Source organism: Pantoea sp. GW821-FHT03E06 (assembly GCF_059420725.1).
Genome location: NZ_JBWKUG010000003.1, coordinates 1 through 22,577, shown reverse-complemented (window position 1 = coordinate 22,577; position 22,577 = coordinate 1). Strand labels below are relative to the sequence as shown.

The window sequence follows — 22,577 nt, the reverse complement described above, 5'->3', positions numbered from 1 at the left end:
ATTTACTCTGAAAAAATCGAATGAAAAAATGATTCCTCTTCACTGATAAACCGGCACGCGCACCGGTGAAAACCCGACGTTTCTCTCCGCAAGAAGCGAAAGCCACGCGGTGCCATCATCAAAATTATCGATAGAAAGGCTGACAGGCGCCTGATGCCTGTTACGAAAGCGTCCATATGTAAAATGAACTCCGTTCTACTGCCGCCCTGCATTACATGGTCAGGTACCGGCGGCCTTAATTGCGGGGGAAGAGCTGGCTTATGGCGTCAGGAATGACATCGAGCGTCGGGGCAGAGCGCTGACATAACGCGCTACTCCGTCAGGCAAGGACCATCCTGCTTCAGAAACTGCCTGACGCTACGGAGGTCATGAAGGTAACGCTCTCTGCCTGGTTGTAAATCGGGTATGGCCTTATGGCCGAGACCTCGCGCCCGGGCGGATGGAATAATTGGCCGCTTTACGCACCGGCGTTACGACCTGGTAAGGTACAAAGTCACAGTAGCTGGCGGGCGTCAATTCTAAAAAGTTTTCTTTCTCGCGGGCTTGCATAAAGGTTCTGAGGAACTGCAGGTCCCGGTCATCCCACGCCCGCCGAGGTGCAGGGCGAACAGTTCCGGATCAGCCTGTCCCTGCCCCTTCTGCCATCATCGGGGACGCCTGCCGTTGAATGCAGAAGCCCGCTATTCAGGATTCTGACTTGATCATCTGCGGAAACAGAAACACTGATGTGTACCGGATAACTGCAGGGACACATATTTTTTGTTAATTTTCAGAAAATATTGAGGCAGTTGGTTCCCAAAGAAGCTATTTGTTAAGGAATAAATAATAAAAAAATCAGTGCTACCTTTTGCCAACCTTTACCAGGAAACTGATTCTGACAATGATTAAGTGCTCCCGAATAAAAACTCAAATACTCACGTTGACTTCAACTGAGCCTGGCAAAGATCAACCCAATCTAACCCGCATCCTCGTAGAGTCATGGCTAGAACATGGACATTCGAACTTATGGACCCCTTCCGCAGTCACGTTTAATATCCGTTGGCACATAATGGTACCGGGATATAACCTGCTTAAGCCTGGCATGGTCTCGGCAGTTTACCGCCCGGGAACTTTCTTTCGCCCCGGCAAGCTGGAAATTGCTCCTGAAGGCCTGTCACTAACACCACACCTGCGAGGGCAAGGCATGGGCACCTGGATCATGATGAAGCTGGTATGCTGGGCCACGTCACTGCCTGATCGCACGCAGATAGAACATATCCGGACTGTATTTATCGAGAATGACCCGTCCAATCTCATAAGGCAGGATCTTTTGTTCGAAGGTGCGGGATTCCGTTTTGGCAAAGCACTTGAGAATGGTACCCGTGTATCAGAGAGTATGACAGTCACCTCACTGATTCAAAATTATCGATGGGTAAAAAAAGTTATTGTAAGCGTTCCGCACTATGCGCTCTTAACGCTCCCGTGCACGGAAAACTTCAGTCCAGAACCAGAATCTGAGGAACCTCATCTTTTCAATCTAATACAGGGGATGATAATCGGGCGAAGTTTTTTGCACCTGATCACACTTGTTGTTTCACTGCCGTTTCTTGCGCTTAGCCACTTCACAGAATGGTTAATATCGCGGCTCGATGGACGCTGAATGCTTATTAACGACTTGAACGGTGGACACCCTTATATGCAGCATCAGGTTGCTGGTAAAGTGCTCCGCCTGCTGCCAGTGTGGTTCACGGTTTTAGTCCTGGTTCAGTTGCTGTTATTTAATGCTTCAGCAGAAGACCGATGCCATTTCAATGAAGCAGTCTGTAGTGTCAAGGCGATGGAGGATAATTACTGGTTAAGGGCAACCTGTGACAATGATGCCGCGCTGATTGTATCGCTCGAAGCGCCATCAGGAGAGCTCCAGGATGTGAGAAATGGTGCATACGAGAGTTCAGGAGGCTGGATTCGATCAGGAGACGCCCTTAGCGGGCATATAAATATACTTTATGCGCACACACCAACTTTAATGCTTGAGCTCTTCTATGACAGACATGGGGTGCTCAGCTTACAGGGCCTCAGGGTTGATGGTGAGTTGATTAAATTCCCCACTACGCGGGTCAGGCAGTGGGCAAGATGGCATGCGGGAAAATGCAAATAATCAATAACACAGGGAGAGCAGTCATGATTACCTTTTCTGATTACTTCATTTTTACTCAGCCAGTATTACCCGCGAAGAGTGTTCATCGCTTAAGAGCAGGTGTAACGTTGTTACAAGCAATAAAATCAGCCTGCCAATATTAGCAGGCTTGTTATTAACAAAAAGAGCAGCACCCGGCCCGAGCGCATGTTCAACGTTCATCGCTTCTTTACGGATATCATGAAAATGGGTAAGTGCACACTTTGCATTCGGCACGTTCTGTTCCTTAAGTTGCATTGCATAGGTTCTAACGCTAAGAATGTAACCTCTCCAAACGTCAGTTCCCACTAAGGAATTTTTCTGGTTGCCGATTTCAAAAAATTGGTAATCCGGTATAAACGCCTCATGGAGCAGTGAGGCCGGCAGGCATAAAAGTTACAAACGAATATGATTTAGTCTGGTAGAGTGCGGTTTGAAGTCAAACCTTTATAATAAAAGCGGGAGCCTTGCAGGTATTACAAAATTTATCCCGGCTGCGTTTATGTTGATAAAGAACTGGCCAAAAAATTAATGAGTCTTCCCTGGCCATAAACCGACATTGCGTTTGCTGCTGCGTATATTTATGGTTCCCCCGCGGGTATCATTGTTCCCGTGAACAACTTGTGGCGACCTTGCGCTATGACGCTTTCCTTTCAGGCCAATGGCATTTCGGTTCATGCTGACTCCGGCACATTGTGTGCTAAATACACGATTGTTTTTTAGATTATTTTAAAACGTTATTTTTCGATAATGACGGAGGGTATATGGTCTTCAGGGGGGCATTATAACCACGTGACAGGATTAACTCCCTGGGTATTTTGAATAGTGACCAGAGGTAGTACTATCAGGTTCGTCAATTAAACCATAAAATAAACCCATTTAACTTTCAAACAGCCTGCTTACTTTAACTGAATAGAAAAAAGCATTCATTAAAATTATTTTTGTAAGCTAAAAAAAAGCCGCGCAGACTGGCGCGGCGGAGCAATGAGGAGTTTTTTAAGATTATAATCATTAGAATTCTGCACATTTTAGTATGCTATCGGTCATGGTCAAGTCCCATTGAGTTTCTTCTTCCGAGGCCTACGTAACGTGGCCTGACAGGACGCTCTCAATTTATCCTGTCGCACATTTTCATCATACCCCTCAATTAAAAAATGGCCCTGCTCAGTCAGGCGGTAACGATTTTTCTCCCTGAGCCAGTCTTCAGAGTGAAAGTATTCAGCGAGCCCAGATGATACAAGTTCCTCGCGTACGATGGGCTTGACCCATGCCGGGACGGAGCCTCTTTCCTTTAAAATAGACAGCAGCCGAAAATGTTTCGGGGCCAGTTTCATCACTTCCTCCCTGCTCACATTTACTTCATAGTCGAGCGAGCGCACAACGACTTCAATCAGACTAAGGGCAAAGTATTCAATTTCGGTCCATTCTTAATATGAACCAAGGTCCCCTGAACACCGCCGCGCAAAATGGAAAAATGCGTGGTTCTTCACATAATGATGCGTGGATGCGGACTATGCCGTGAGCGTAACCGCAGGGTAATACCGCCGAATAGAATTACGACATGGCTCACGATCATCATCACGGCGCGCGCGGTGATGAAAACATTAAGGGCATTCTTAGAAAAAAAACGACGCCAAGCCGAGTGGCTTTCGGGGTAACGGCAATCTATCGCCTCAGGGCAAGGTGAAGCTATAGCCCATCGGACGATTGCTCTCGTTAAGATACACGGCAGGCGAAGAAGCAATTGCTTTATGAAGCCTTACAGGGGCAAATATCAGGGACCGTTACCGCCACAAAAGTGACTATTGTCAACTACAATGTTGCACCCATCATCTTCACGCTCAATTTGATCTACAACCCTGAAAAATCCTGCTCCCGTCTGTAATTTTGTTATATAAGCCACACTTCAACACTGTTGTGCTCATTCCCTGCTTCACACGTATGTCCCACCTCCGGCAGAATGCGTGACAGCCTTTTGCAAGCATCCTGACTTGTGCAGTTTAAAGGGCTCCAAAAAAAGGGCCTGTACAGGCCCAAATGCTGCCCACTTAAGCAATAAATTGCCTATGTATACAGGTGCACTATTTATGGCGACCGATCCGCGCTTAACTGTCAAGCAATAGCCCGTTCAGGCCCCGCAGGATCGCGTTCATTTGGCGCTCAGATGCTTACAGCCCGGCGCCTTAAGTTATTCTAAGCAATAGAACCTTACCCGCACATCGGCGGCGGCGGATTCATCCGGGCGCGTATTTCTGTTCATAGCGTTCAACATCGCGTTCCGCATCCTCCACCTCCGACAATAGCGCGGCAAGATCTGTTACGCCAGCCGATGGATTACGGCATGCGCGCCGGTAGCGCAGCCGCAGCGCCACCAGGCGAATTAAGGATTCACGATAAGGCGTGGCGCCTTTTCTCATCATCTTATCTCCTTCAGCTAGTCTGACTGCGACGCTAACCGAGCCACTAAGTTCTGCACAGCGTTCTCCTTTACCTCGCTCGTCACGCCCATAAGTCGCGGTTCGTGAAGGGCTAAGTTATATCTTCTGCCCCGCACGGGCAGGCTCCGCCCCCCTTACTCTGCGCCAGAGTACCGCCGAACGGACCGCCGCAAAAGACGAATGCTTCCAGATGAACTCACATTCGAGATCGAACTCGCAAACCCGGTTCTGAGCTCGTTTGCCAGAATATCTACTTTAAGCACCTCACGCAGTACTCACAGGATATGCTTTGCACTCTCGGACACATATAATCCGCGGGAACTGCATTGAGGATGATTACCCCGGCATTACCGTAGCAAAACAGGGGGCCATATTTTCTGATGGCTTAATTCCGCCCCCGTGCGCATCCTGCCCATGTGTGTGAGACGCGGAATGCCAATCGTTACCCTGTTATTTTGTAATGTATACTTTCGCAATAGCGTGGTTTTTTTCTGATGCGCTTACTCAAGCCGGTAATCAGCATCCATATCGGCTTGTGCGAGATCAGTGACGCGTGAGCCTGAAGCAGGCGAAGGTTAAGACCGCATAACCCAACAAGCGCAGAGCGAACCATTCATGGGCAGCCATTCGCTGACGCCAGTGCTCTCCAGCACACGACCTATCTGGACTTCCGCGTTTTCCAGTCTGTCTAATGACGGAACACATATGTGCAAAACCACCAATGGGTCACGCGCTAAAAGTTTAGTTCGATACAGCAGTGTTACTGGCCATGCATGGGGATTGCGATTTGCAAAAGCGTCACCAGAGCGACTTATCTCATGATTTTGTGCATAATGAAAAAGAATCTTTAAAAAGGCCGGTAGTTCATCGGGTAACCTGGGAAGCTGTGTCAGTAATTCATTAAGGCGCTTCCTGCCACCGATACTTTATATAATTCCATATTGAAAAATATTCCTAAGCGGTTTTGATCTTTTATTTTACGCTAAAAATAGCGTGGATATATGAATACAGAAGATATCCCGTTGTTTATCTATCGTAATTATTGCTTGCGGAAACTTTCGTTCCTCTTATTCTGACAGTTATTAATCAGTCACTTTTTAAAGAAAGAATAACAGTCAGAATCGACCCTAAAGAGTGGATTAACGCTCCAGCATTTATCGGTTGTTTTACTTAAGAATAAGTCCAGCAACCGCCAGACAATAGTTCATGAGTGATACAGACAGGGGAAGGGTCACATCCTCAGCCCCTGCATTTTTTATCCTGGTAGTGTTCGCTGCCAGGTGACTTAAGGGATCAATTGGGGCGGGCTGTTAGCATCCGCCGCTAGCAGTGATTCAAATTCGGCCGCGCTTAACGGCGGGCATAATCCATTTCCCTGCATGATGTCGCACTGGGCCGCAGTAATAAACGCTTGCTGCTTCATATCCTCCACGCCTTCCGCCGCCACGCTAATACCCAGGCTTTTACCCAGCGCTGCAATTGCCCTGAACATCATGCGCACATTTATACTCGTTTCGATTTCGTGTGTCAGCGACTTATCGATTTTAAAACCGCTTACAAAGCCGTGCCGAAGAAGGTTGACCGCGCCAAGCGTTTTTCCGTAATGGTCAATGACGAATGACGCACCCGTTTTTCTAACGGCTTCAAACCGCGCCGGCGCGTCCTGGATCAGAACAGTCAGCAGAGGTTCATCAACCTCCAGATCTACAAAACCCGCTTCGCAACCAGCACATTCCCGGAGCACGCTTTCAAGCCCTGGCCCTGCCAGCTGGCGGGGGAAGAGATTGATGCTGACCCGGAGCCCGGGGCAGCGCACGTGCCACTGCCTGACCTGAGCCAGTGCGCTGCGAATAATCCACTCACCGAGCGTCAGGGACAAGGGATTTTTCACCAGCATGCTGATAAATTCGGCCGGCAGCAACAGCCCGCGTGCAGGGTGCTGCCAGCGTATAAGGGCTTCACAGCCAATCAGGCGTGCATTCTGCACGTCGTAGCGTGGCTGATAGTGCAGAACAAACTGCTGCTGGCGGACTGCGGCCTCCAGCTCTCGCTCAAAGCGCCGGCGCTGCTGCTCCGCTTCGCGAAACGCCGGCAGGAAAAGCACACTGCAGCCTTTCCCTGATGCCTTGGCACGGTAGAGGGCAAGGTCGGCGGCGGACATCATTGCCGACTGATCTTCCCCGTGATCGGGATAGGAAGCGATGCCCGTACTGGCACCGATAATAACCGGGGAGTCATGGTAACGGAACGGCGTTTGTACAGCAGCAATCAGGCGCTCAGCGGTGAGGGATGCCTCGGTACTGCCACCTGGCAGCAGAATAATAAACTCATCCCCACCTAGCCGTGCAGCGGTGACCGCGCTGGCGCACACCTCGCGTATCTGATCGGCGACGTGGCACAGTAACGCATCGCCGGCGGCGTGACCGAGTGTATCGTTCACCTCCTTAAATCCGTCGAGATCGGTCATTAACAGCGTATATGGTACGCCAGCCTCAGTCAGCTGGCCGAGCTGCTGCATAAACGCACTCCGACTGGCAAGACGGGTCAGCATATCAAGAGAGGCAAGCTCGCAGAGCCGGGCCTCGCTTTCGTGACGGGCGGTGACGTCGCGGATAATCATGCCGACCAGTCGCTCATCGTTTTCCCGCCAGCCCGAAAATGACACTTCGGCGGGAAATTCACGTCCATCACGCCTGAGCCCCCAAGTCTGCAGCGTGCGCGGACGGGAAATGGCGGCCTCGTCCGCGCTCAACCGCTCAAGCTCATTACGGTAATCAGTCTGACATCTTTCAGGAATGAGTCCGGCCACGTACTGCCCTGACATCTCATTCGCGTCATATCCAAAGAGGGCGCTGGCGGCCGGGTTCCAGAAGGTGATGCCGCGGCGCAGGTCGGTACAGATGATGGCGTCCGGTGAAGTGGCCGATATTGCCTGCAGTCGCTGCTGGCTGGCATGTCGCAGCAGCTCAAGCCGGTGCACCTCCATACGGTCCATTACCAGCGCGGCGATATCGGCCAGGTGTTGCCTGTCTGCATCCGTCAGCGGAGGGCGTGGCTGTGTGTCGGTCAGGCAGACAGTGCCGATGTGGTGCCCGTCCGGGGTGGAGAGCGGGACGCCCGCATAAAAGCGGATGTGCGGATAGCCCAGCACCAGAGGATTATCGCGAAAGCGCGGGTCGATAAGGGTATCGGGCACGCAGAGAATATCACCCTGCGCCAGCGTATGATCGCAGAAAGCGACCTCTCTGGCCGTGCCGGAAATGTTTAACCCGTACCGTGACGTGAAGAACTGGCGCTGATCGTCAATCAGCGAGACAAAGGCTACCGGCACGCGAAAAAGGCGGGCGGCGAGCGTGGTAAGTCGGTCAAGCGCATCTGCTGGCAGGGCGCGTGTATGCTGGTACTGTGCCAGCGCGTCGAGGCGGGCCGCCTCGCGGATATCAGTCAGGCGTTTCAGGGGCTGTCCCCTCATGTTTGGTTTACTGTGGCCGGCATGACACAGCATAAAGGGGACACGTTCAATCAGACGGAGCCGCACAAACTTTGCTGCCGCCCCGCAGCCGGAAGAAAGGCCCATCCGTGGGCCCGCACGCTCAGAGCCCTGAAGCCCGGCATCTGCCCGTTGGAAAAGGCCGGTCTGAAAAACATAAGCTCATGACCAGTGAAGTGACCATGAAGTGGATTTTCCGGAGCATTCCTGGCCGGCATTCATTGCTGCAGGGATGTTACACCCCGCGTTAGGGACGCAACCGAAATATTGCGCGCCCCGGGCCGACCGATCGGTGAAACAACACTTCCTCTCATGGCATTAAATCCCTGTATCGGCATATCTCACCTGAACTTCAGCTCCGGCGTAAACGGCGCTTCTTATTTTTTTTTCTGCGGGATAAGTGCAAAGTACGGATGCTGACCGGCGAGCAGCAACAGCAGCTCATATTCGGCCTGGCTGAGAGGGGCCGGATTCTTTGCCGCCTCCTTCGTCTGCCAGACGCGCAGGCTGAGGCCAAATCGTTCAGCGGCGCGTTCCTGGGACAGGCCGGCGGCGAGCCGGAGTTCACGGACGTTGGACTGTACGCTGACGGACTGCTGTAATCGCTGATTTCCCAGAAATAACCTCCTGTTGCCCCCCTCAGTGAGGGCCAATGCCGAAGTGGCCTTTGTATCGCCTTTAATCATTACATTATCTTAACTGTAAACCGGCCCAGTCAAGACGACGGTGTTCAGAAAATGGCGGTGTGAGAGAATTAAACGAAATTAATCTGGCTCCCTCTTTCTAAATCATGTTTGGAATAGGCAAACAGGGGGGCAATACCGCATCCAGGATTTATCTCCTTTTTAAGTGATTCCGCAACACAAAGATTATTCCGGTATATACCGGCCGCTCATTTATGGGGGAATGGTGGGGATTATGGGGCGACATTTAATCATCGCCCTACCCTGAAAAATATAAAGGATAACCTGATGAAACACCGCGATTATATTCAGCGTCGCGTGCCTGGCGATCTCAGCCGCGTGGACATTCGCGAGCAGTGGCAGATAACATTCTGGACGCAGGAGCTATGCACCACGCAGGAGCGTCTTGTCCGTGCCGTGCGGGAGGCTGGCCCGGAAGCTGACCGCGTTCGCGAATGGCTGGAGAAGAACCCTCCTCCGCGTGCATCCCGCTAATGACGGCCGAAGGCAACCCAGCCGCCCTGTTTCGCGGGTGCGGCACGCATATTACGGGGAGGCTGCGCCGCCGGGTTTACAGCCGCCACTCCCTCGGCCTGTGCAGCCTGCGGCAGCGTGAAGCGGGTAATTACATCGCCGAGGGCCGCAGTCTGCCCACTGAGGCTATTAGTCGTCGCAGAAACCTGCTGAACCAGCGCTGCATTCTGCTGCGTCACGCGGTCAAGCTCTGCTACGGCCAGCGTGACCTGCGCGATGCCTTTACTCTGCTCTTCAGAGGCCATCGCAATCTGCCCAATCAGCTCGTTCACCCCGCCGACACCGTGGAGCACCTCATCCATGGTGGTGCCAGCACTGTTCGCGGCTCTGCGACCGTCGCTGACACGGGCCACGGTATCCGCAATCAGCGCCTCAATCTCCTTCGAGGCGGCTGCGCTGCGCTGCGCCAGCGAGCGCACCTCTGCGGCCACCACCGCAAAACCGCGCCCCTGCTCGCCGGCGCGGGCGGCCTCAACGGCGGCGTTCAGCGCCAGAATGTTAGTCTGGAAAGCAATACCGTTAATGGTGGCCGTGAACTGACGGATTTTTTCGGAGCCTTCGGCAATACTGCCCATGGCCGTCATAACCGAGCGCACCAGCTCCGCCCCTTCCTGAGTAGTAACCGCTGTCCTGACGGCCAGCTCCCGTGCTTCACGTGCGTTTTCAGCGTTATGGCTGACGGTGGCGGTAATTTCTTCCATGCTGGCCGCAGTCTGCTCGAGCGCCGCGGCCTGCGTAGAGGTGCGGTCCGCCAAATCCGCATTACCGGCCCCAATGTCGCCTGCCTCACGGTGAAGAACGCTTGCGTTATCGCGGATGGCCTGCACCGCATCGAGCAGGCTGTGCTGCATCTCCTTTACCAGCGGCACCAGCTGACCCACGCAGTTACGGCCCAGGTCTTCAGGCTCTCGCGTGAGGTCGCCGTCCGCGATGGTCTTAAGGTGCGCGCGGATCATAGCCACCGGACGCACGAGATGGGCTACCAGGTAGCGGTCGCAGAAAACCAGCAGGCCGCCGGCGGCCAGCAACGCCGCGATGAGGATAATTTCGAGGCGGTGGCGGTCTGCCATGACGGGCGCGTCATCGGCCGCCAGTTGCTGCGTCAGCGCGGCAAGGCGTTCACCCGCGGCGGGTCCATACTCAGCCGGCCCGGCCGTCAGCGCAAAGCGAAAGCGACCCCAGTCGGCACCGTCGGGTATGGCGGCCATCAGCGCATTTTTTTCAGCCGCCGTGCCGCTCTGCATCACGATGCCGCTGCGCGTCAGAAAAGTCAGCTGCTGCGTCAGCGCGTCAGCGCGGTCCGCGTGCCGGTTCATATCCCGCAGGGTCACCGTCCCGTATCCGCCGGCGAGCGCCACTATCGCCAGTGAAAAGATCATCATCCATAGTACGACGCGGCGGATGGTAAAGTGTCTGAGTAACTGCATAAGGTTTTCCCCGGGGCGGTTATTAGTTAATAATAATTATTATTTTCTTCTTTCGAATTCGAGCGTAATTAATCTGCGTGCGATGCTTTGTGACTAAATAGTCTGACATGTTAATTAAAAAGATAAAACTTTCGCTCGATTAAATTAAAGAATCGTCGTCGCGTAAGGATTTCGTTAAAGAAAATAAAAATGACATCAGACCACTATACGCCTATTATAAGCCACATAATAAAGCTTCAATTGTTTTATCCTTTCGCAGAAATCGCGCATTTTACGGTCCGCTACTGTACATTTTCTCTTTTTAATTTCGTTCCGGAACCAGGCCGGGGCGGAGGAACCCATGCTGATGAACCTATCCGGCGACCATGATCGCCGCGCGCAGGCGCTGAAAGCGCTGCGCAGTACCGACGAAAGCCGCGACGACGTGCTGCGAAAATTTGTCCGGCTGGCCAGCCAGGCGCTGGGCATACCGGGAAGCTTCATCTCCGTGCTCGACGATGAGCAACAGCACGTGCAGGCCGCGCATAACTTTGCGCTCCGCCAGTCTTCACGGGAAGAGTCGCTCTGCAGGCACGCGGTGGACAGCGACTGCGCGGTGGTAGTCCCTGATACGTGGCTGGACGCCCGGTTCGTTACGCACCCCCTCATCACGGGTGCGCCCTACATTCGCTTTTACGCCGGCGCCCCGCTGAAAAACCGGGAGGGTATCGTGCTGGGTACGCTGTGCGTCACCGATACCGAACCTCATTCGTTCAGTGCCGAACAGGTCACCACGCTTAAGCTACTGGCTGCGCTGGTGATGGCGTTTCTGGAGGCCTGGCACTCGGCCGGCTTTGCTGACCCGGTCACTGGCCTGCCCAACCGCCAGCGCCTTATCCGCGACCTGCAGTTCCTGGCGGCGTCGGGGGATAGTACCCCCCGACGACTGGTACTGATAGACTGCATCGATATGCCGCGTGCTTACGAACTTGCCCGCTCTATGGGCATGGGTCCGGTGGAGAGTCTGCTTAACGACGTTGCCACGCTGCTGCCGCTGCGCCTGCGCCCGGCTTCGGGCGAAATGCTTTACACTGTCGCCACCGGTCGCTTTGCGCTTCTGACGCGGGATGATAGCCACCTTACCGCGGACTGGGTGGCGGGGAGGCTGGAGGGCATCAGCGCGGATCTTGGCGAAGGCATCGCCGTTGCACTCACAACGCACACTGGCGAAGTCACCTTCACCCTTGGAGAAATTCCCGCTCAGGAGGCGCTACGCCGCGCGGTGAGCGCGCTGCATGAGGCCATCGGACGCGGGCTTCCCTCAATGCGCTTCAGTCAGGGCACCGACGCGCGTCATACGCAGGATTTTACCTTGGTGCACGAGCTGGCCTCCGCTATGAGGGGGGATCACGGGCTCTGGCTTGCTTACCAGCCCAAAATCTGTCTGCAAAGCGGCCGTCCCGTGGGACTGGAAGCGTTAATCCGCTGGCGGCACCCGCAACGTGGTGAACTCTCCCCGGCACACTTTGTGCCTCTGGCTGAACAGACCGAACTGCTCAGCGAGCTGACGACCTGGGTGACAGATCGCGTTATTAAACGGCTTGCCCGGCTGCGTAACAACTGCGTCCAGCTCCCGGTGACCATCAACGTCAGCAGCCACGACTTTGCCCGTGAGGGGTTTGCCGATGCGCTTGAGACGAAAATGATCAGGGCCAGGCTTCCAACTTCGCTACTGGGCATCGAGTGTCTTGAGACGGAACGCATTCTTGAAAGCCCTGCAGCAATGCGGGGACTGGAGATGCTCAAGCTCAGGGGCTTTGGCATTTCGCTGGATGATTTCGGCACCGGCTACAGCAACATCAGCTATCTTCGCCGTATGCCGCTTGATGTAATCAAGCTTGACCGCTCGCTTATCAGTGAATTATCGTCTGATACCGCCTCACGCATAATTGCGCGCAGCATTATTGCTATGCTCAAAGACCTCGACTACACGGTACTTGCTGAAGGTGTAGAGGATGAACGGACCGTTACGGCGCTGACCGAGTACGGCTGCGACCAGGCTCAGGGCTTTTTCTATTCTAAGGCGTTACCGGAAACAGAACTCGACGAATGGCTCGAATGGAAGCTGCGGGGGCAGTGCTGAAAACGCACGGCCTGCTCAGGTCAGAGCAGCCCCATTGTCAGGTCCGGCTCTGCCTTACCGTAAAAAAACCTGGCACGGGGAGTGCCAGGCGCAGGCAACCGCAAGAAAGGCCTTAATTGACATCATGAGGTAAGAGCCGCAAAGGAGGAGAACCCAGCGGCCTTCTGAGAGTACCATTTTGCTTAATATTTTCCAGTCAGGAGACGTCAGGTCGCCCCGTGCGGTAATGCCTGCAGGGGAGAGTCAATCCGGGTGTCCGATTATCTTTCAGCTCCGGAGTATCTCCCAGCCCCGCGAGGCACATCCTATCGCACCACGTCTGAAGTGCTTTCCAGCTCAGCTATCAGGCTGAGGATAATGTCTTTACGCAGTACGCGATCCCGGTCTGACCAGAGACACGCGAACACTGCGCTGATAATTTCGGCCTCAGGTGCAAACAGCTCACTTCTCTCTCGGAGGATATGAGGGATTTCTTCTTCGGTATTTTGCTGCATAATGCTCTTCCGGATGGGTAAAAAGACGCGAACGGAAGCCGGATGGCACCGGGCGCAACGCACGTGCGACAGCAGAGGACCGGCCTCACGCGGGGCAATCCGAAGTGGCTCAGGACACATTATGATAATTCAGGGCTGGCGTACCGGCTGAAACCGTCCGGGCCAGCGATAATGACAACGTTGCGTCCTGCTCCTTTAGCCTCGTAAAGCGCCTCATCCGCGCGGCGCAGCAGCTCATCCCGGCTACCCTCACAGTCCCTCAGTGCCGCCACGCCCGTGGACACCGTCATGGTGCCCACGAACGGAAATACAGTGGTGCTTACGGTCTCGCGGATCCGCTCCGCCGTCCGCGCCGCATCGTTCAGTTCCGTCGCCGGTAAAAGCAGGATGAATTCCTCGCCGCCAAACCGGCTGACCACGTCCCCTGCACGGCATGCCTGACGCAGCAAGGCAGCGAGGCTTACCAGCACCGCGTCTCCGGCGTCATGCCCGTACCAGTCATTGATTTTCTTGAAGTAATCGATATCAATGGCAATCATGCACTGATCCTGAACGTCATTTATCTGGTCGGCCAGCACATTAAAACCGCGGCGGTTACAAAGCCCTGTCAACGGATCGGTCATGGCCTCATCGCTGAGGGCGGCCATGCGCCCTGCTACACCCTGCCGGTATTCCTGAACGGCTTCTTTCAGTCGGTCTGCTTCATAATACCAGGCCTGCACCAAGGTAAGCGGTACGGGCTCTACGTCGCTGCCTCCATTACGTACCATGTCGGCGAGCCTCTCCAGCGGAGAAGCGATGCGTCCTGCCAGGAGGGCCATTGCGGCGGCCGTAATGGTAATGATTCCCAGCAAAAACCACAGTGCATTTTCTACCGTGTGCAGCAGGATGTGCCGGACCGTTTCCGATGTACCGGTGATAAAGATGTTCCAGTCGGTGCGGTGCAAGCTCGCGTAGCCAGTGAGGAACTGCTGGCCGCCGCTTTCGGTGCTGAATCGCCCACTGTCGGTAGCGGCAAGCCGCTTAAGAAGCGCCGGGCTTAGCACCATTTGCTCACCTACGCGGGAAGCATCATGGCTGAAGACAATCAGGCCGTCATTGCTGACAATGCTCACCGCCGCCCCTCTGGCATAAAAGTGCTGGCTGAGTATGTCGCTCAGCATGCTCTGCTTTTTAAGGTAAATGGTGCCACCTATGTATCCAAGATAACTGCCGTCCGCCGCAAAAAGAGGCTGTGACAAAAACACCACGTAGTTGCCCGACGCCGAAGTAAATGGTGAAGAAATGAAAGGTTTCTGCGTGGCAATAGCCTGCTGACTCGCGTCGGAGTGCAGTTTCAGGCCGACCAGACTCAGGCTTTCCGGCGAGGTGGCAGCAATAACCGCATCCCGGTTCACCACCACGACCGTATTAAAAAAACCGGACTGCAGCCGCAGACGGTCTGTCTCATCCCGCAGCAGTGCCGGGTCGGTCAGCCCCTTTATCTGCGTGGCGCTCCAGGCCAGCTCACGCTGCGCCGTAGCGAGGTAACGGTCGGTAGTGTCCGCGAGCTTGCGCGCATAGGCAATATTGCCTTCCAGCAGGCTGTCCTCAATGTTAGCCTTCTGAAAAAATAGCAGCGTACCCAGAAGCAGGCCTGAGGTAAGGACGACGCCCCCGATGGAAAGTGACATCAGAAGCGTGCGGAGGCGGAGTTTTTTCAGAAGCATGGCGTTAAGGGCCCGGGTAAAGGTGTCATCGGATCTTACCTTCATGAGAGGCAGCCGAAGGGAAGAGCAGCGCGCAATAAATACATCACGCTGGGCGATTGGGTCAGACCTCGCACTACCACTTTAGCGTACCTTTTCTCCCTTAACTCAATTTTGCATTATAACTCGCTGCTGTTATGAGATTTTTGTAGATTTAATGCAGAAAAAAGATTATCAAAGAGTGGTATCGTCTCACCACGGTACAAATCAACGATTAGCCCGTTATAGCTTACGGGCATTTTTTTAGAACAATGGTTAAAAATCAATATCTTGTCAGAAATGCTTTTAAAAATGAGTTAACCTGACACTGTTGAATTAATAAACAAATCTGCTTTGCATGCACACATCTGGTGACTGGAAAGTAAGTACTTTTATACCACACGGATGTAAAATGCCTGTGACCAAAACTATTCCGGGCTCAAATGAGACGCAATTACGTCTGACAATCTTCTGCCAATCGTTTTGTCAAACGAATTACTTTCACAGCCTCACAAACCCGTGGGTTACGCATTTAACGAACAGGTTGCGTGAATAACGATTTGCCAGGCATTTTCATCTCATAAAGAGTTCTGAATCAGTATTTATCTGTTAAAAGTATGTCAGTGAAACCAGCCAAAACAATTAAGTGCGCTGATAAAGTTCGCCTTGCTACCAGCAGTAACGTTTACGTTAAGTAGCAGGGCGCGTTAAGAAGTCGGGAGGGTCATCGTTGGTTTTCACGCAAAAGCAGAAGACAACCGACAAATTTATCGTAGAAGATGATGAGATAATCAGAACTGTAAACGCCTTATAATGACCGGTGAAAAAACGATCAGAGGTTTCTGTTTTCTGGCGCATAAATTATGCAGTTCCTGCCTGCTCTCTTAGCCCTGTAAAGGGCTTCATCAGCAGCTTTGATGGCAGAAGTAGGAGGCTCAGCTGACCGTTTGGAGGCAACACCAATACTGAGTGTAACCTGTATACTGCCGTTACAAACATCCGTAAGAGAGGTTTTTATTTTTTTTATCGTATCTTCAGCAGACAACGTATCGAATACCACAATGACAAACTCTTCACCTCCGGAACGTGAAATAAAGACCTCCTCACTCGTGAAACCACCTAGAATTATGCCGGTTTTTCTCAAAACGTTATCTCCCATTTCATGACCATACGTGTCGTTTATTTTTTTAAAATGGTCAATATCCGCAATGCAGATAATCCCTTCCCTGCCTTCCATCTCTCTGAGCTTAGAATTAAGGTGTCGTCGGTTAGGAAGTCCTGTTAATTCATCAGTAAAGGACATACTTACAACAGACTCATAGCTATAGTTAACATATTTAATAAATTTGTTGAAAGAAAAAACGATCAGAAGGATGGCTGGCATATACAGAACGGCTGCAATCAATGAAGCCACATCTCTTTCCAGTAACGCTAACCCACCGGCCATAGATGCAAGTGATGAGTTAAGTAACAGGAATAGTCCGATTCTGAAAACGGCCAGATGTTCTTCCTCAGATTTAATATTAAATGATTTCCTGATAACCCATGTCATTATTGAGACGGTGCAGGTATTAATAAAAAAATAAAAGTTTAAACGCCCGGTATTCCCATAGACCAGATAAAGGGAAAAAAGCAGGCCGACCATAATGAAAACATAAACAATAATTGACCTGTAAAGTAAACCTTTAGGGGTTTCGGCTTCATGTATCAGTTTGCTTGAAATCTTAAAGTTCATTACATTATCCTGATGTGATTCAGGCATTAAGGGTAACATGTGATTATTTCTTTTGGTTATCATTTGTGCCTTTTCTGTATATAAAAATGGCACTGATAACATTCTTTTAGTAAATGAAAAAATCATGTTTATCGAGAGTTAATGGGTTGTTACAATCCATGCCGAGCAGTCATATAATTTCAGCAGGTAACCGCCAGGTTTTCGCCCGGGAACGGTTTTAAAACTGGTAGTGATCGGTCATGCCATTCACATAGTGGGCCCAGCGGCCATATTTTTAGTCTGAAAAAGTCAGATAACAGAATATTAGTTCTGACCAGGAATGATATTATCATATTAACACTAACGCATTAGGTCAAAGAAATAAAAAATCTCTACGCAGAATAATTCCACCATTTGAATATATTATTCCCGAGAGATTCATTTGCGCGCTAAATAAATTTTAAGTGCCGGACTGTTAATACCAAGCCCGCTTAGCTCTGTTTGCCCTGACTCGCCATGAATAGATATGTAAACGATGCAGTTTTCTTTCGCAAACGAAAATCTAATTCAAAAAACCTTATGCTTTAAACATTTTTTCACTAAAAATTGGCACTAATATAGCTGGGCCGATATAATGAAACTGTAAGGAAACTATAGCTACTTAGGAATTATCATATGCGGTTTTATTGTTGAGTGGCATAACCTGAAAAAACACCCTAACACAGGAGATATATGTGAATGAAATCAGCATACATTTTTTTGCAGTCGGCATCAGGAAGCTAGCAGCAGAGCATCAGGCTGGCAAAACCTGTGCTGTAGCGAAAAAGGAGGTTGACCAGCTCATTCAGTCCATGCGTGACATCATGGGGCCTGATAAAGCTTACCAGGCAAAAAAGTGGTCACAACTACTTGACGAACTTGAGCTGTATAACAACAGCAGAGCCGACCCCAGATGGGAAACTATAATTTCTCACGCCAGAAACAGAATTAAAACGCGCAAAAGGACAGCCACTTTCTCCCGGAAGCGGTTCCGAATAGAAAAATAGCGGTGCTGAAATGGCCTGGATGATTTCTTTGCAGTTGCTAAATCGTTTTTGTTATGGCTTATAAGAATACTATTTTAGCGGCATTTTATGAATGATATAAAGGTGGATGTGATGAACGCGAATGAACTCTACAATGAAATGTGCCGTGTGGTAGGTGATATGGTTTTTACGCTTCATGATTCAGGCATTGAGTCAAAACAAATGGTTATTGCGGACGCCCTGAGAACAGTCCTGGCTTACAAAAATGTTGACCGCACGGAGCTAATGGTCAGGGCAATTGAATGCTCGGTAAGAACGCTAGATAGATAGTAAGATAGCTGATTCTGGGGGCTTTTTGGCACATTTATCGCAGGCTGTTTATGCAGATGAGTAAGTTATACATTTGTTAACCGGGATGGTAACGACCCGCTGTAGATCCGTAAACTTTATTTCATCTGCGCTCTTAGCTTTTGCATTTAGTATATCAACGTATAATTAATACCGATGCATTCATGCATAGCCATATAAGTTAATCCTTCCGGAAAGATATTCACCTAAATAGATCTCACTGATTTTGTTAAAACCCTGCTCGGCGATTTTTTCTTCCAGCCATGCCCTGTCCTTATTGATAATTTCAAGCAAGTCGTCGTTTGCTAAACCGTCCACTATAATAGGATAACGGATGTTTTCATCTCCGCTCTGGATAATAGTCAGCTGCCCATTCTGTTCGAGAACTACACGTTTGAGTTGTTCGACTTCATAAACCCCGTTAGATCTTAACTTAAACATTAACTCATTAGCAGAAACTCCATTTCGTAAACATTCTCTGACATTTACCGTCCCGTTATGCACCAGCGTAATAGGCTTGCCATCAATTATTTTTTTTACTAACCTATTGTTCTCTTTTGAAAACTTGAGAACAAATACAAGTAATGTCCATATTATTAATACCAGTACAAACTGAAGGACTGATATCGTTTCATTATAAATTACACCACCGATAATGCCGCCTAACACGTAATTCTGAACCTGGTCCATGGCTGACGATGGAGCAAGATTGCCTTTTCCCATAAGATTTATCTGGACAATCAAGCACAAAATACCAAGTCCAAGTTTTATAATAATAGGCATATATAATATCATTGTCTTACTTATCTCTCTAAAATGTTGACGTCTGCAGTGGTTAACCAGACCTGTACTAAATAGTAACTACTTTGATCGGCGCTTAAACTTACGCGAAAATAATTATTGTGAACTTTAATAATTATACCATCTGACAGCTGCACTGAGTTTGAAAAAACAGAGTTTATGCTTACGTTCTTGTCTTTCGATAAAGTTTTTACAAAGTTCACCATTTGCGATGATTGCGAATGTTTGTTCTGGCTGTTTGTGTAATCGGAGTACTGCAATCCTGAAATGAACAGAAGAAACAGGAAAGTAATAATGGTTAAGTCCCGATACTTTGTCTGTAGCCGATGTCGCATATACAGACTAAAAACAACAATTAATACAGTCAATGCACTGAAAATTACAATATATTTAAAAAAATCGTTCAGGTTTGACTGCGCCTGCAGATATTCAATGCCATAAAACTTCATTCTGACTGTATTCCTTATTATTTAATATCCCGTTCATCATAACTCATAACATGGTGTTTTTTTTGAAAAATGGGGCGTAATAATTTAATGATATCGTCTTAGTTTCTTCATGGTTGCGGTAATTGCTGTGAGTACATTACAGCTTCTCAACATACATAATGCCTTTACATGAAGGTGATTAGTTACCATACTCCATTTGATATGTTTTTTGTATGTAAAAAGATATGTTAAATGATGATGGTTTATTCTGAATAATGACCTGATTTCAGTTAGTCCTGTACGGTCCGGCGTATCGAAAACATGACGGCTAAATGTTTCCGGTAATTTTCCTTCCTTAACAGTATTTTCCGTTGACTTGCTCATGTCAAGTTCACCATTTTCGCATGTCAGACTGGTGAAAAATTCACCTTCCCGTGCAAACTATATATTGTGTTCTTTGGGTAGTAATCACCACCACAATTTTTTTCGTGCCGTTAACGGCATTTCAGGCAGAGATTAAAGCGTTTCTAAGAAATATTCTGCGCTGAATGAAACTGACTAAAAGTCCTTGGATCTGATGAGGAATACTTTCTTTTACCCAGCAGCTTACTTGCATGGGCTGTCCGGAAAAAATTTTCCGTTCGTCTCGCCTCATTTAATCAAGGCTATGCGATCCTCCCTCACGGCGGCGGCTAAGTGACTTTGAGAACTTACCTGGTACGTCATCCGGACATTCTACTGTCCATCAAACTTTCCCGTTTTGCTAACCTGTATGACCACAAAGTTCAGTTTCGACCTTTATACATTTCTTACCAGGCATTCAGCCTGGAGTGCCTGGTACGCCCCCTGCCCCGCCCTTTCAGCGCTCTTTCCTTCTGCATCAGCGGGTTACGCCGCGATCGGGGCCCGAAACGCGCCCGGGCGCCCCGCTGTTTAACTCGCACTATCCAGGTTATTCTCCCTGTACGGGAAAAAAGCCGGAAAACCGATCCGGAACGGATCCTCAGAGGAAAGATTTAATCTTCTTGACTTGTCCCCACCGAACTGACCAACGTATTACCCAAGGACCCGGATGCTGGACTGGCTCAGTTAAAAGTATGACGTTCTCTTCGTGGTCAGCGCAGGAAATATGGCCCACGATTTGCGCCGCCGGCCATGACAGCATTCAGCATGCTATTCAGAGCTATGTTGCTGCGGTTAAAACCAAAACGTTTCCTGCTGCTGAGCATTGTTACGCTGAATGAGCACGATGGTGCTGAATAAAGATAACCGTTGAGGGCGACGCTCAAATGACTTATTGAGCCAATTCTCATTTTTTGTTCAATCTGTTCTCATTGTTCTTTTGCCGTTCTGGTGACGAGGTGTTAACTCAAACACATTGCCTCCTCCTGGTTTCCACATAGACAGTGTTTGATAAGGATCTTTGTGAGAGAAAGCCTGAACGAGGTTCAAGCAAAGTGACACTGTTACCCTCTATACAAATTCACTAGCTGCTCATCAAAATCGCTGTTGATAGTTAATGTTGAATGGACCGCGCTTTTAATGGTCATGTGAACATGTTCCCTCTGTGAGGACTAATGAGCCTTAACCGCTGTAGTGAGTAGTTGGATCTCAGGTCTATGATGACTGCTTTAGCGAGTAGAGGTGGTGACCGTTGTAAAGAGTATCAGTAGAGTATAAATACTGGCGGCCAAATATATGGCTGTGCGTAAGCGGTTAAAGCCTAACGGGAACGCACACGGTTAGCGCTTACTAACATGCCTTGTAGCAAGGGCTATAAGGTTAGTGGTCACCAGGGCGCTCTGTAAAATGTTAACCTTATGCCGTTATGACTACTCGCTGCAGCAGTCATTCTTAACCAGACATTTATCGGCGTTTTCTCTCTACAGCGGTTAGTGTGGATGAGAGATAAAAGACTGCTCTAGAGAGATGAATTTAGTTTTTAATCCACGACAATTCGATTAAATGACCGCTGTGGTGAGAGTGATGACAGTCACAATTATGCGGGAAGTAGAGACCACTATAGCGAGTAGACTTCTCACTACAGCAGTCAAAGTTATTTAGAATATAAAAAAAGGCACTCGTAGTTCAGTGCCCTCTTCTGTCAGTTTTCGACGTCAGTTCTTCTTGCTCTTCCTGATGGTTTCCAGTATAGCAAGCTCTTCTTCTGACAACATGACCATCTTGCCGGCAGCTTCCTTCTTGGCTTTAGGAGTAGCTCTCTGCTTCACTGGCTTCATAGCCGGAGCAATTTCAACGTCACTCTCTAGTTCATCGTCTTCTAGTTCCGGAAGACTGATCGGGATGTTTGCAGGCCTTAGCTTAGGTTGCCGATAGTGGATCGAGAAGTAGATCGTCGAACCTCGTTTGAACTCTGTGTAATCGAGATACCCAATCTCTTTCAACTGCTCCATCGCCCTTCTGACCGTGGCATATTGGGTATTAGGTCGTGAGGTCAAATTTAAGCGCGCCTGAAGACGCTGCATGGACACCGGAGCAGGATCCGGAGGTAAACTCTCAATGAAGGTGTAAAGCGCCTGAGCAGACTCTTTACGAGCTAATTCGTTGATGGCGCGTAACTGAAGCAAGACCTTGCGATCAAACTGATAGAGTTCGAAGATCTTAGGATCAGCCTGCAATGTCACGGTGTCATTTTTTACACTGTATTTAGCTGACTGAACCAGATGCGTGACGTAATACTCACCCTCTTTGTTAGCAAAGTGGATGGTATTAGTCGCAATACGCGTCAGAGAGGCCTCCAGACGCGTTCTAAGCTTCGCAGACGAGCGCAATGAGGGAATGCCACAGAGTTTGGCGAAATCAACAAAGGGAAGCGTTACGCTGTCTCCCAGCACTTTGTATTTCGCAAAGGCATGAATGATCCCGACCCATGCTTTAAAGTCGTTATCCATATCAAGGCGTGCGCCAGTTATCTTGATATTTTCATAACCTTCAGCCTTTACGATCGAAAGCTGTTTAAGCTCATCAGTTACGTCCATGGAGGACATCTGATTCTTACGACCATTAGCAGTGGATTTCAGTGTTGGGACAAATAGACCAAGCCTCATTAACGCCACTGGCTGAACAGTATTGTTACTGTTGGGCGTTAGGTGAATAACTTCACCTGTTCGTTTGTCCGTTTCACTGAATGCTTCAGCTATCAGGTTGATTTCTTGTTCTTTTTTCGGCAT

18 protein-coding genes are annotated in these 22,577 nt (G+C 49.9%); 6 read left to right on the top strand and 12 right to left on the bottom strand.

The window, feature by feature from the left end; all coding sequences use genetic code 11:
* Positions 1-1,048 precede the first annotated feature (1,048 nt).
* Entirely contained in the window at positions 1,049-1,639 is a 591-nt protein-coding gene (locus AC07WB_RS23005; RefSeq protein WP_152929145.1) for a hypothetical protein, read from the top strand.
* A complete protein-coding gene (locus AC07WB_RS23000; RefSeq protein ID WP_494941461.1) occupies positions 1,640-2,137 on the top strand; it encodes a hypothetical protein in 498 nt (165 codons plus the stop codon).
* Positions 2,138-2,188: 51 nt separating this feature from the next.
* Here the strand turns inward: AC07WB_RS23000 and AC07WB_RS22995 are convergent, their stop codons facing one another.
* The 5 genes from AC07WB_RS22995 to AC07WB_RS22975 all read right to left on the bottom strand — a co-directional run bounded on the left by AC07WB_RS22995 (position 2,189) and on the right by AC07WB_RS22975 (position 8,700).
* Positions 2,189-2,392, bottom strand: coding sequence for a hypothetical protein (locus tag AC07WB_RS22995; protein WP_049852724.1), 204 nt, complete (start codon positions 2,390-2,392; stop codon positions 2,189-2,191).
* Positions 2,393-3,204: 812 nt separating this feature from the next.
* Positions 3,205-3,489 carry a hypothetical protein gene (locus AC07WB_RS22990; protein ID WP_494941460.1) on the bottom strand — a complete coding sequence of 95 codons (285 nt, stop codon included), beginning with the start codon at positions 3,487-3,489 and terminating at the stop codon, positions 3,205-3,207.
* 900 nt (positions 3,490-4,389) lie between these two features.
* Complete coding sequence (locus AC07WB_RS22985; protein ID WP_049852726.1) at positions 4,390-4,575, bottom strand: hypothetical protein; 186 nt, start codon at positions 4,573-4,575, stop codon at positions 4,390-4,392.
* Positions 4,576-5,878: 1,303 nt separating this feature from the next.
* Positions 5,879-8,065, bottom strand: a complete 2,187-nt coding sequence (locus AC07WB_RS22980; protein ID WP_494941571.1) for a putative bifunctional diguanylate cyclase/phosphodiesterase — start codon at positions 8,063-8,065, stop codon at positions 5,879-5,881.
* A gap of 395 nt (positions 8,066-8,460) precedes the next feature.
* A complete protein-coding gene (locus AC07WB_RS22975) occupies positions 8,461-8,700 on the bottom strand; it encodes an antitoxin Xre-like helix-turn-helix domain-containing protein (protein WP_049852809.1) in 240 nt (79 codons plus the stop codon).
* A gap of 354 nt (positions 8,701-9,054) precedes the next feature.
* Here AC07WB_RS22975 and AC07WB_RS22970 point away from each other — a divergent pair, with 354 nt between their 5' ends.
* Complete coding sequence (locus AC07WB_RS22970; RefSeq protein ID WP_049852727.1) at positions 9,055-9,261, top strand: DUF3606 domain-containing protein; 207 nt, start codon at positions 9,055-9,057, stop codon at positions 9,259-9,261.
* On the opposite strand, the gene AC07WB_RS22965 is transcribed toward AC07WB_RS22970, so the two are convergent.
* Positions 9,258-10,727, bottom strand: coding sequence for a methyl-accepting chemotaxis protein (locus tag AC07WB_RS22965; protein WP_494941459.1), 1,470 nt, complete (start codon positions 10,725-10,727; stop codon positions 9,258-9,260). The genes AC07WB_RS22970 and AC07WB_RS22965 overlap by 4 nt on opposite strands.
* Positions 10,728-11,067: 340 nt before the next feature.
* On the opposite strand from AC07WB_RS22965, the gene AC07WB_RS22960 reads away from it, so the two are divergent.
* Positions 11,068-12,849 carry an EAL domain-containing protein gene (locus AC07WB_RS22960; protein WP_336779062.1) on the top strand — a complete coding sequence of 594 codons (1,782 nt, stop codon included), beginning with the start codon at positions 11,068-11,070 and terminating at the stop codon, positions 12,847-12,849.
* 305 nt (positions 12,850-13,154) lie between these two features.
* Here the strand turns inward: AC07WB_RS22960 and AC07WB_RS22955 are convergent, their stop codons facing one another.
* From AC07WB_RS22955 to AC07WB_RS22945, 3 genes are all read right to left on the bottom strand, one after another.
* Positions 13,155-13,343, bottom strand: a complete 189-nt coding sequence (locus AC07WB_RS22955; protein ID WP_312463956.1) for a biofilm development regulator YmgB/AriR family protein — start codon at positions 13,341-13,343, stop codon at positions 13,155-13,157.
* Between the two features lie 119 nt (positions 13,344-13,462).
* Positions 13,463-15,052 (bottom strand): sensor domain-containing diguanylate cyclase, encoded by a 1,590-nt coding sequence (locus AC07WB_RS22950; RefSeq protein WP_494941570.1) that lies wholly within the window; start codon positions 15,050-15,052, stop codon positions 13,463-13,465.
* Positions 15,053-15,902: 850 nt separating this feature from the next.
* Positions 15,903-16,805: a GGDEF domain-containing protein gene (locus AC07WB_RS22945; RefSeq protein WP_049852730.1), complete on the bottom strand. Its 903-nt coding sequence runs from the start codon at positions 16,803-16,805 to the stop codon at positions 15,903-15,905.
* 713 nt (positions 16,806-17,518) lie between these two features.
* On the opposite strand from AC07WB_RS22945, the gene AC07WB_RS22940 reads away from it, so the two are divergent.
* Both AC07WB_RS22940 and AC07WB_RS22935 read left to right on the top strand, forming a co-directional pair.
* Positions 17,519-17,830 (top strand): hypothetical protein, encoded by a 312-nt coding sequence (locus AC07WB_RS22940; protein WP_049852731.1) that lies wholly within the window; start codon positions 17,519-17,521, stop codon positions 17,828-17,830.
* Positions 17,831-17,917: 87 nt separating this feature from the next.
* Positions 17,918-18,139 (top strand): DUF2767 family protein, encoded by a 222-nt coding sequence (locus tag AC07WB_RS22935; protein WP_376753478.1) that lies wholly within the window; start codon positions 17,918-17,920, stop codon positions 18,137-18,139.
* Positions 18,140-18,319: 180 nt separating this feature from the next.
* Here the strand turns inward: AC07WB_RS22935 and AC07WB_RS22930 are convergent, their stop codons facing one another.
* From AC07WB_RS22930 to AC07WB_RS22920, 3 genes are all read right to left on the bottom strand, one after another.
* The gene (locus tag AC07WB_RS22930) at positions 18,320-18,952 is read right to left on the bottom strand and encodes a DUF421 domain-containing protein (RefSeq protein WP_494941458.1); all 633 of its coding nucleotides are present in this window, start codon (positions 18,950-18,952) and stop codon (positions 18,320-18,322) included.
* An 8-nt stretch (positions 18,953-18,960) separates the two neighbouring features.
* On the bottom strand, positions 18,961-19,407 hold the full coding sequence (locus tag AC07WB_RS22925) for a DUF3290 domain-containing protein (RefSeq protein WP_312463954.1): 447 nt from the start codon (positions 19,405-19,407) through the stop codon (positions 18,961-18,963).
* Between the two features lie 2,096 nt (positions 19,408-21,503).
* Positions 21,504-22,577 carry a RepB family plasmid replication initiator protein gene (locus tag AC07WB_RS22920; protein ID WP_494941457.1) on the bottom strand — a complete coding sequence of 358 codons (1,074 nt, stop codon included), beginning with the start codon at positions 22,575-22,577 and terminating at the stop codon, positions 21,504-21,506.

Coding starts and splice junctions, on each gene's coding strand:
- AC07WB_RS23005 (WP_152929145.1), top strand. CDS start 1,049: ATGGTACCGGGATATAACCTGCTTAAGCCTGGCATGGTCTCGGCAGTT.
- AC07WB_RS23000 (WP_494941461.1), top strand. CDS start 1,640: ATGCTTATTAACGACTTGAACGGTGGACACCCTTATATGCAGCATCAG.
- AC07WB_RS22990 (WP_494941460.1), bottom strand. CDS start 3,489: ATGAAACTGGCCCCGAAACATTTTCGGCTGCTGTCTATTTTAAAGGAA.
- AC07WB_RS22985 (WP_049852726.1), bottom strand. CDS start 4,575: ATGATGAGAAAAGGCGCCACGCCTTATCGTGAATCCTTAATTCGCCTG.
- AC07WB_RS22980 (WP_494941571.1), bottom strand. CDS start 8,065: ATGAGGGGACAGCCCCTGAAACGCCTGACTGATATCCGCGAGGCGGCC.
- AC07WB_RS22970 (WP_049852727.1), top strand. CDS start 9,055: ATGAAACACCGCGATTATATTCAGCGTCGCGTGCCTGGCGATCTCAGC.
- AC07WB_RS22965 (WP_494941459.1), bottom strand. CDS start 10,727: ATGCAGTTACTCAGACACTTTACCATCCGCCGCGTCGTACTATGGATG.
- AC07WB_RS22960 (WP_336779062.1), top strand. CDS start 11,068: ATGCTGATGAACCTATCCGGCGACCATGATCGCCGCGCGCAGGCGCTG.
- AC07WB_RS22955 (WP_312463956.1), bottom strand. CDS start 13,343: ATGCAGCAAAATACCGAAGAAGAAATCCCTCATATCCTCCGAGAGAGA.
- AC07WB_RS22950 (WP_494941570.1), bottom strand. CDS start 15,052: ATGCTTCTGAAAAAACTCCGCCTCCGCACGCTTCTGATGTCACTTTCC.
- AC07WB_RS22945 (WP_049852730.1), bottom strand. CDS start 16,805: ATGAACTTTAAGATTTCAAGCAAACTGATACATGAAGCCGAAACCCCT.
- AC07WB_RS22935 (WP_376753478.1), top strand. CDS start 17,918: ATGAATGATATAAAGGTGGATGTGATGAACGCGAATGAACTCTACAAT.
- AC07WB_RS22930 (WP_494941458.1), bottom strand. CDS start 18,952: ATGATATTATATATGCCTATTATTATAAAACTTGGACTTGGTATTTTG.
- AC07WB_RS22925 (WP_312463954.1), bottom strand. CDS start 19,407: ATGAAGTTTTATGGCATTGAATATCTGCAGGCGCAGTCAAACCTGAAC.
- AC07WB_RS22920 (WP_494941457.1), bottom strand. CDS start 22,577: ATGCCGAAAAAAGAACAAGAAATCAACCTGATAGCTGAAGCATTCAGT.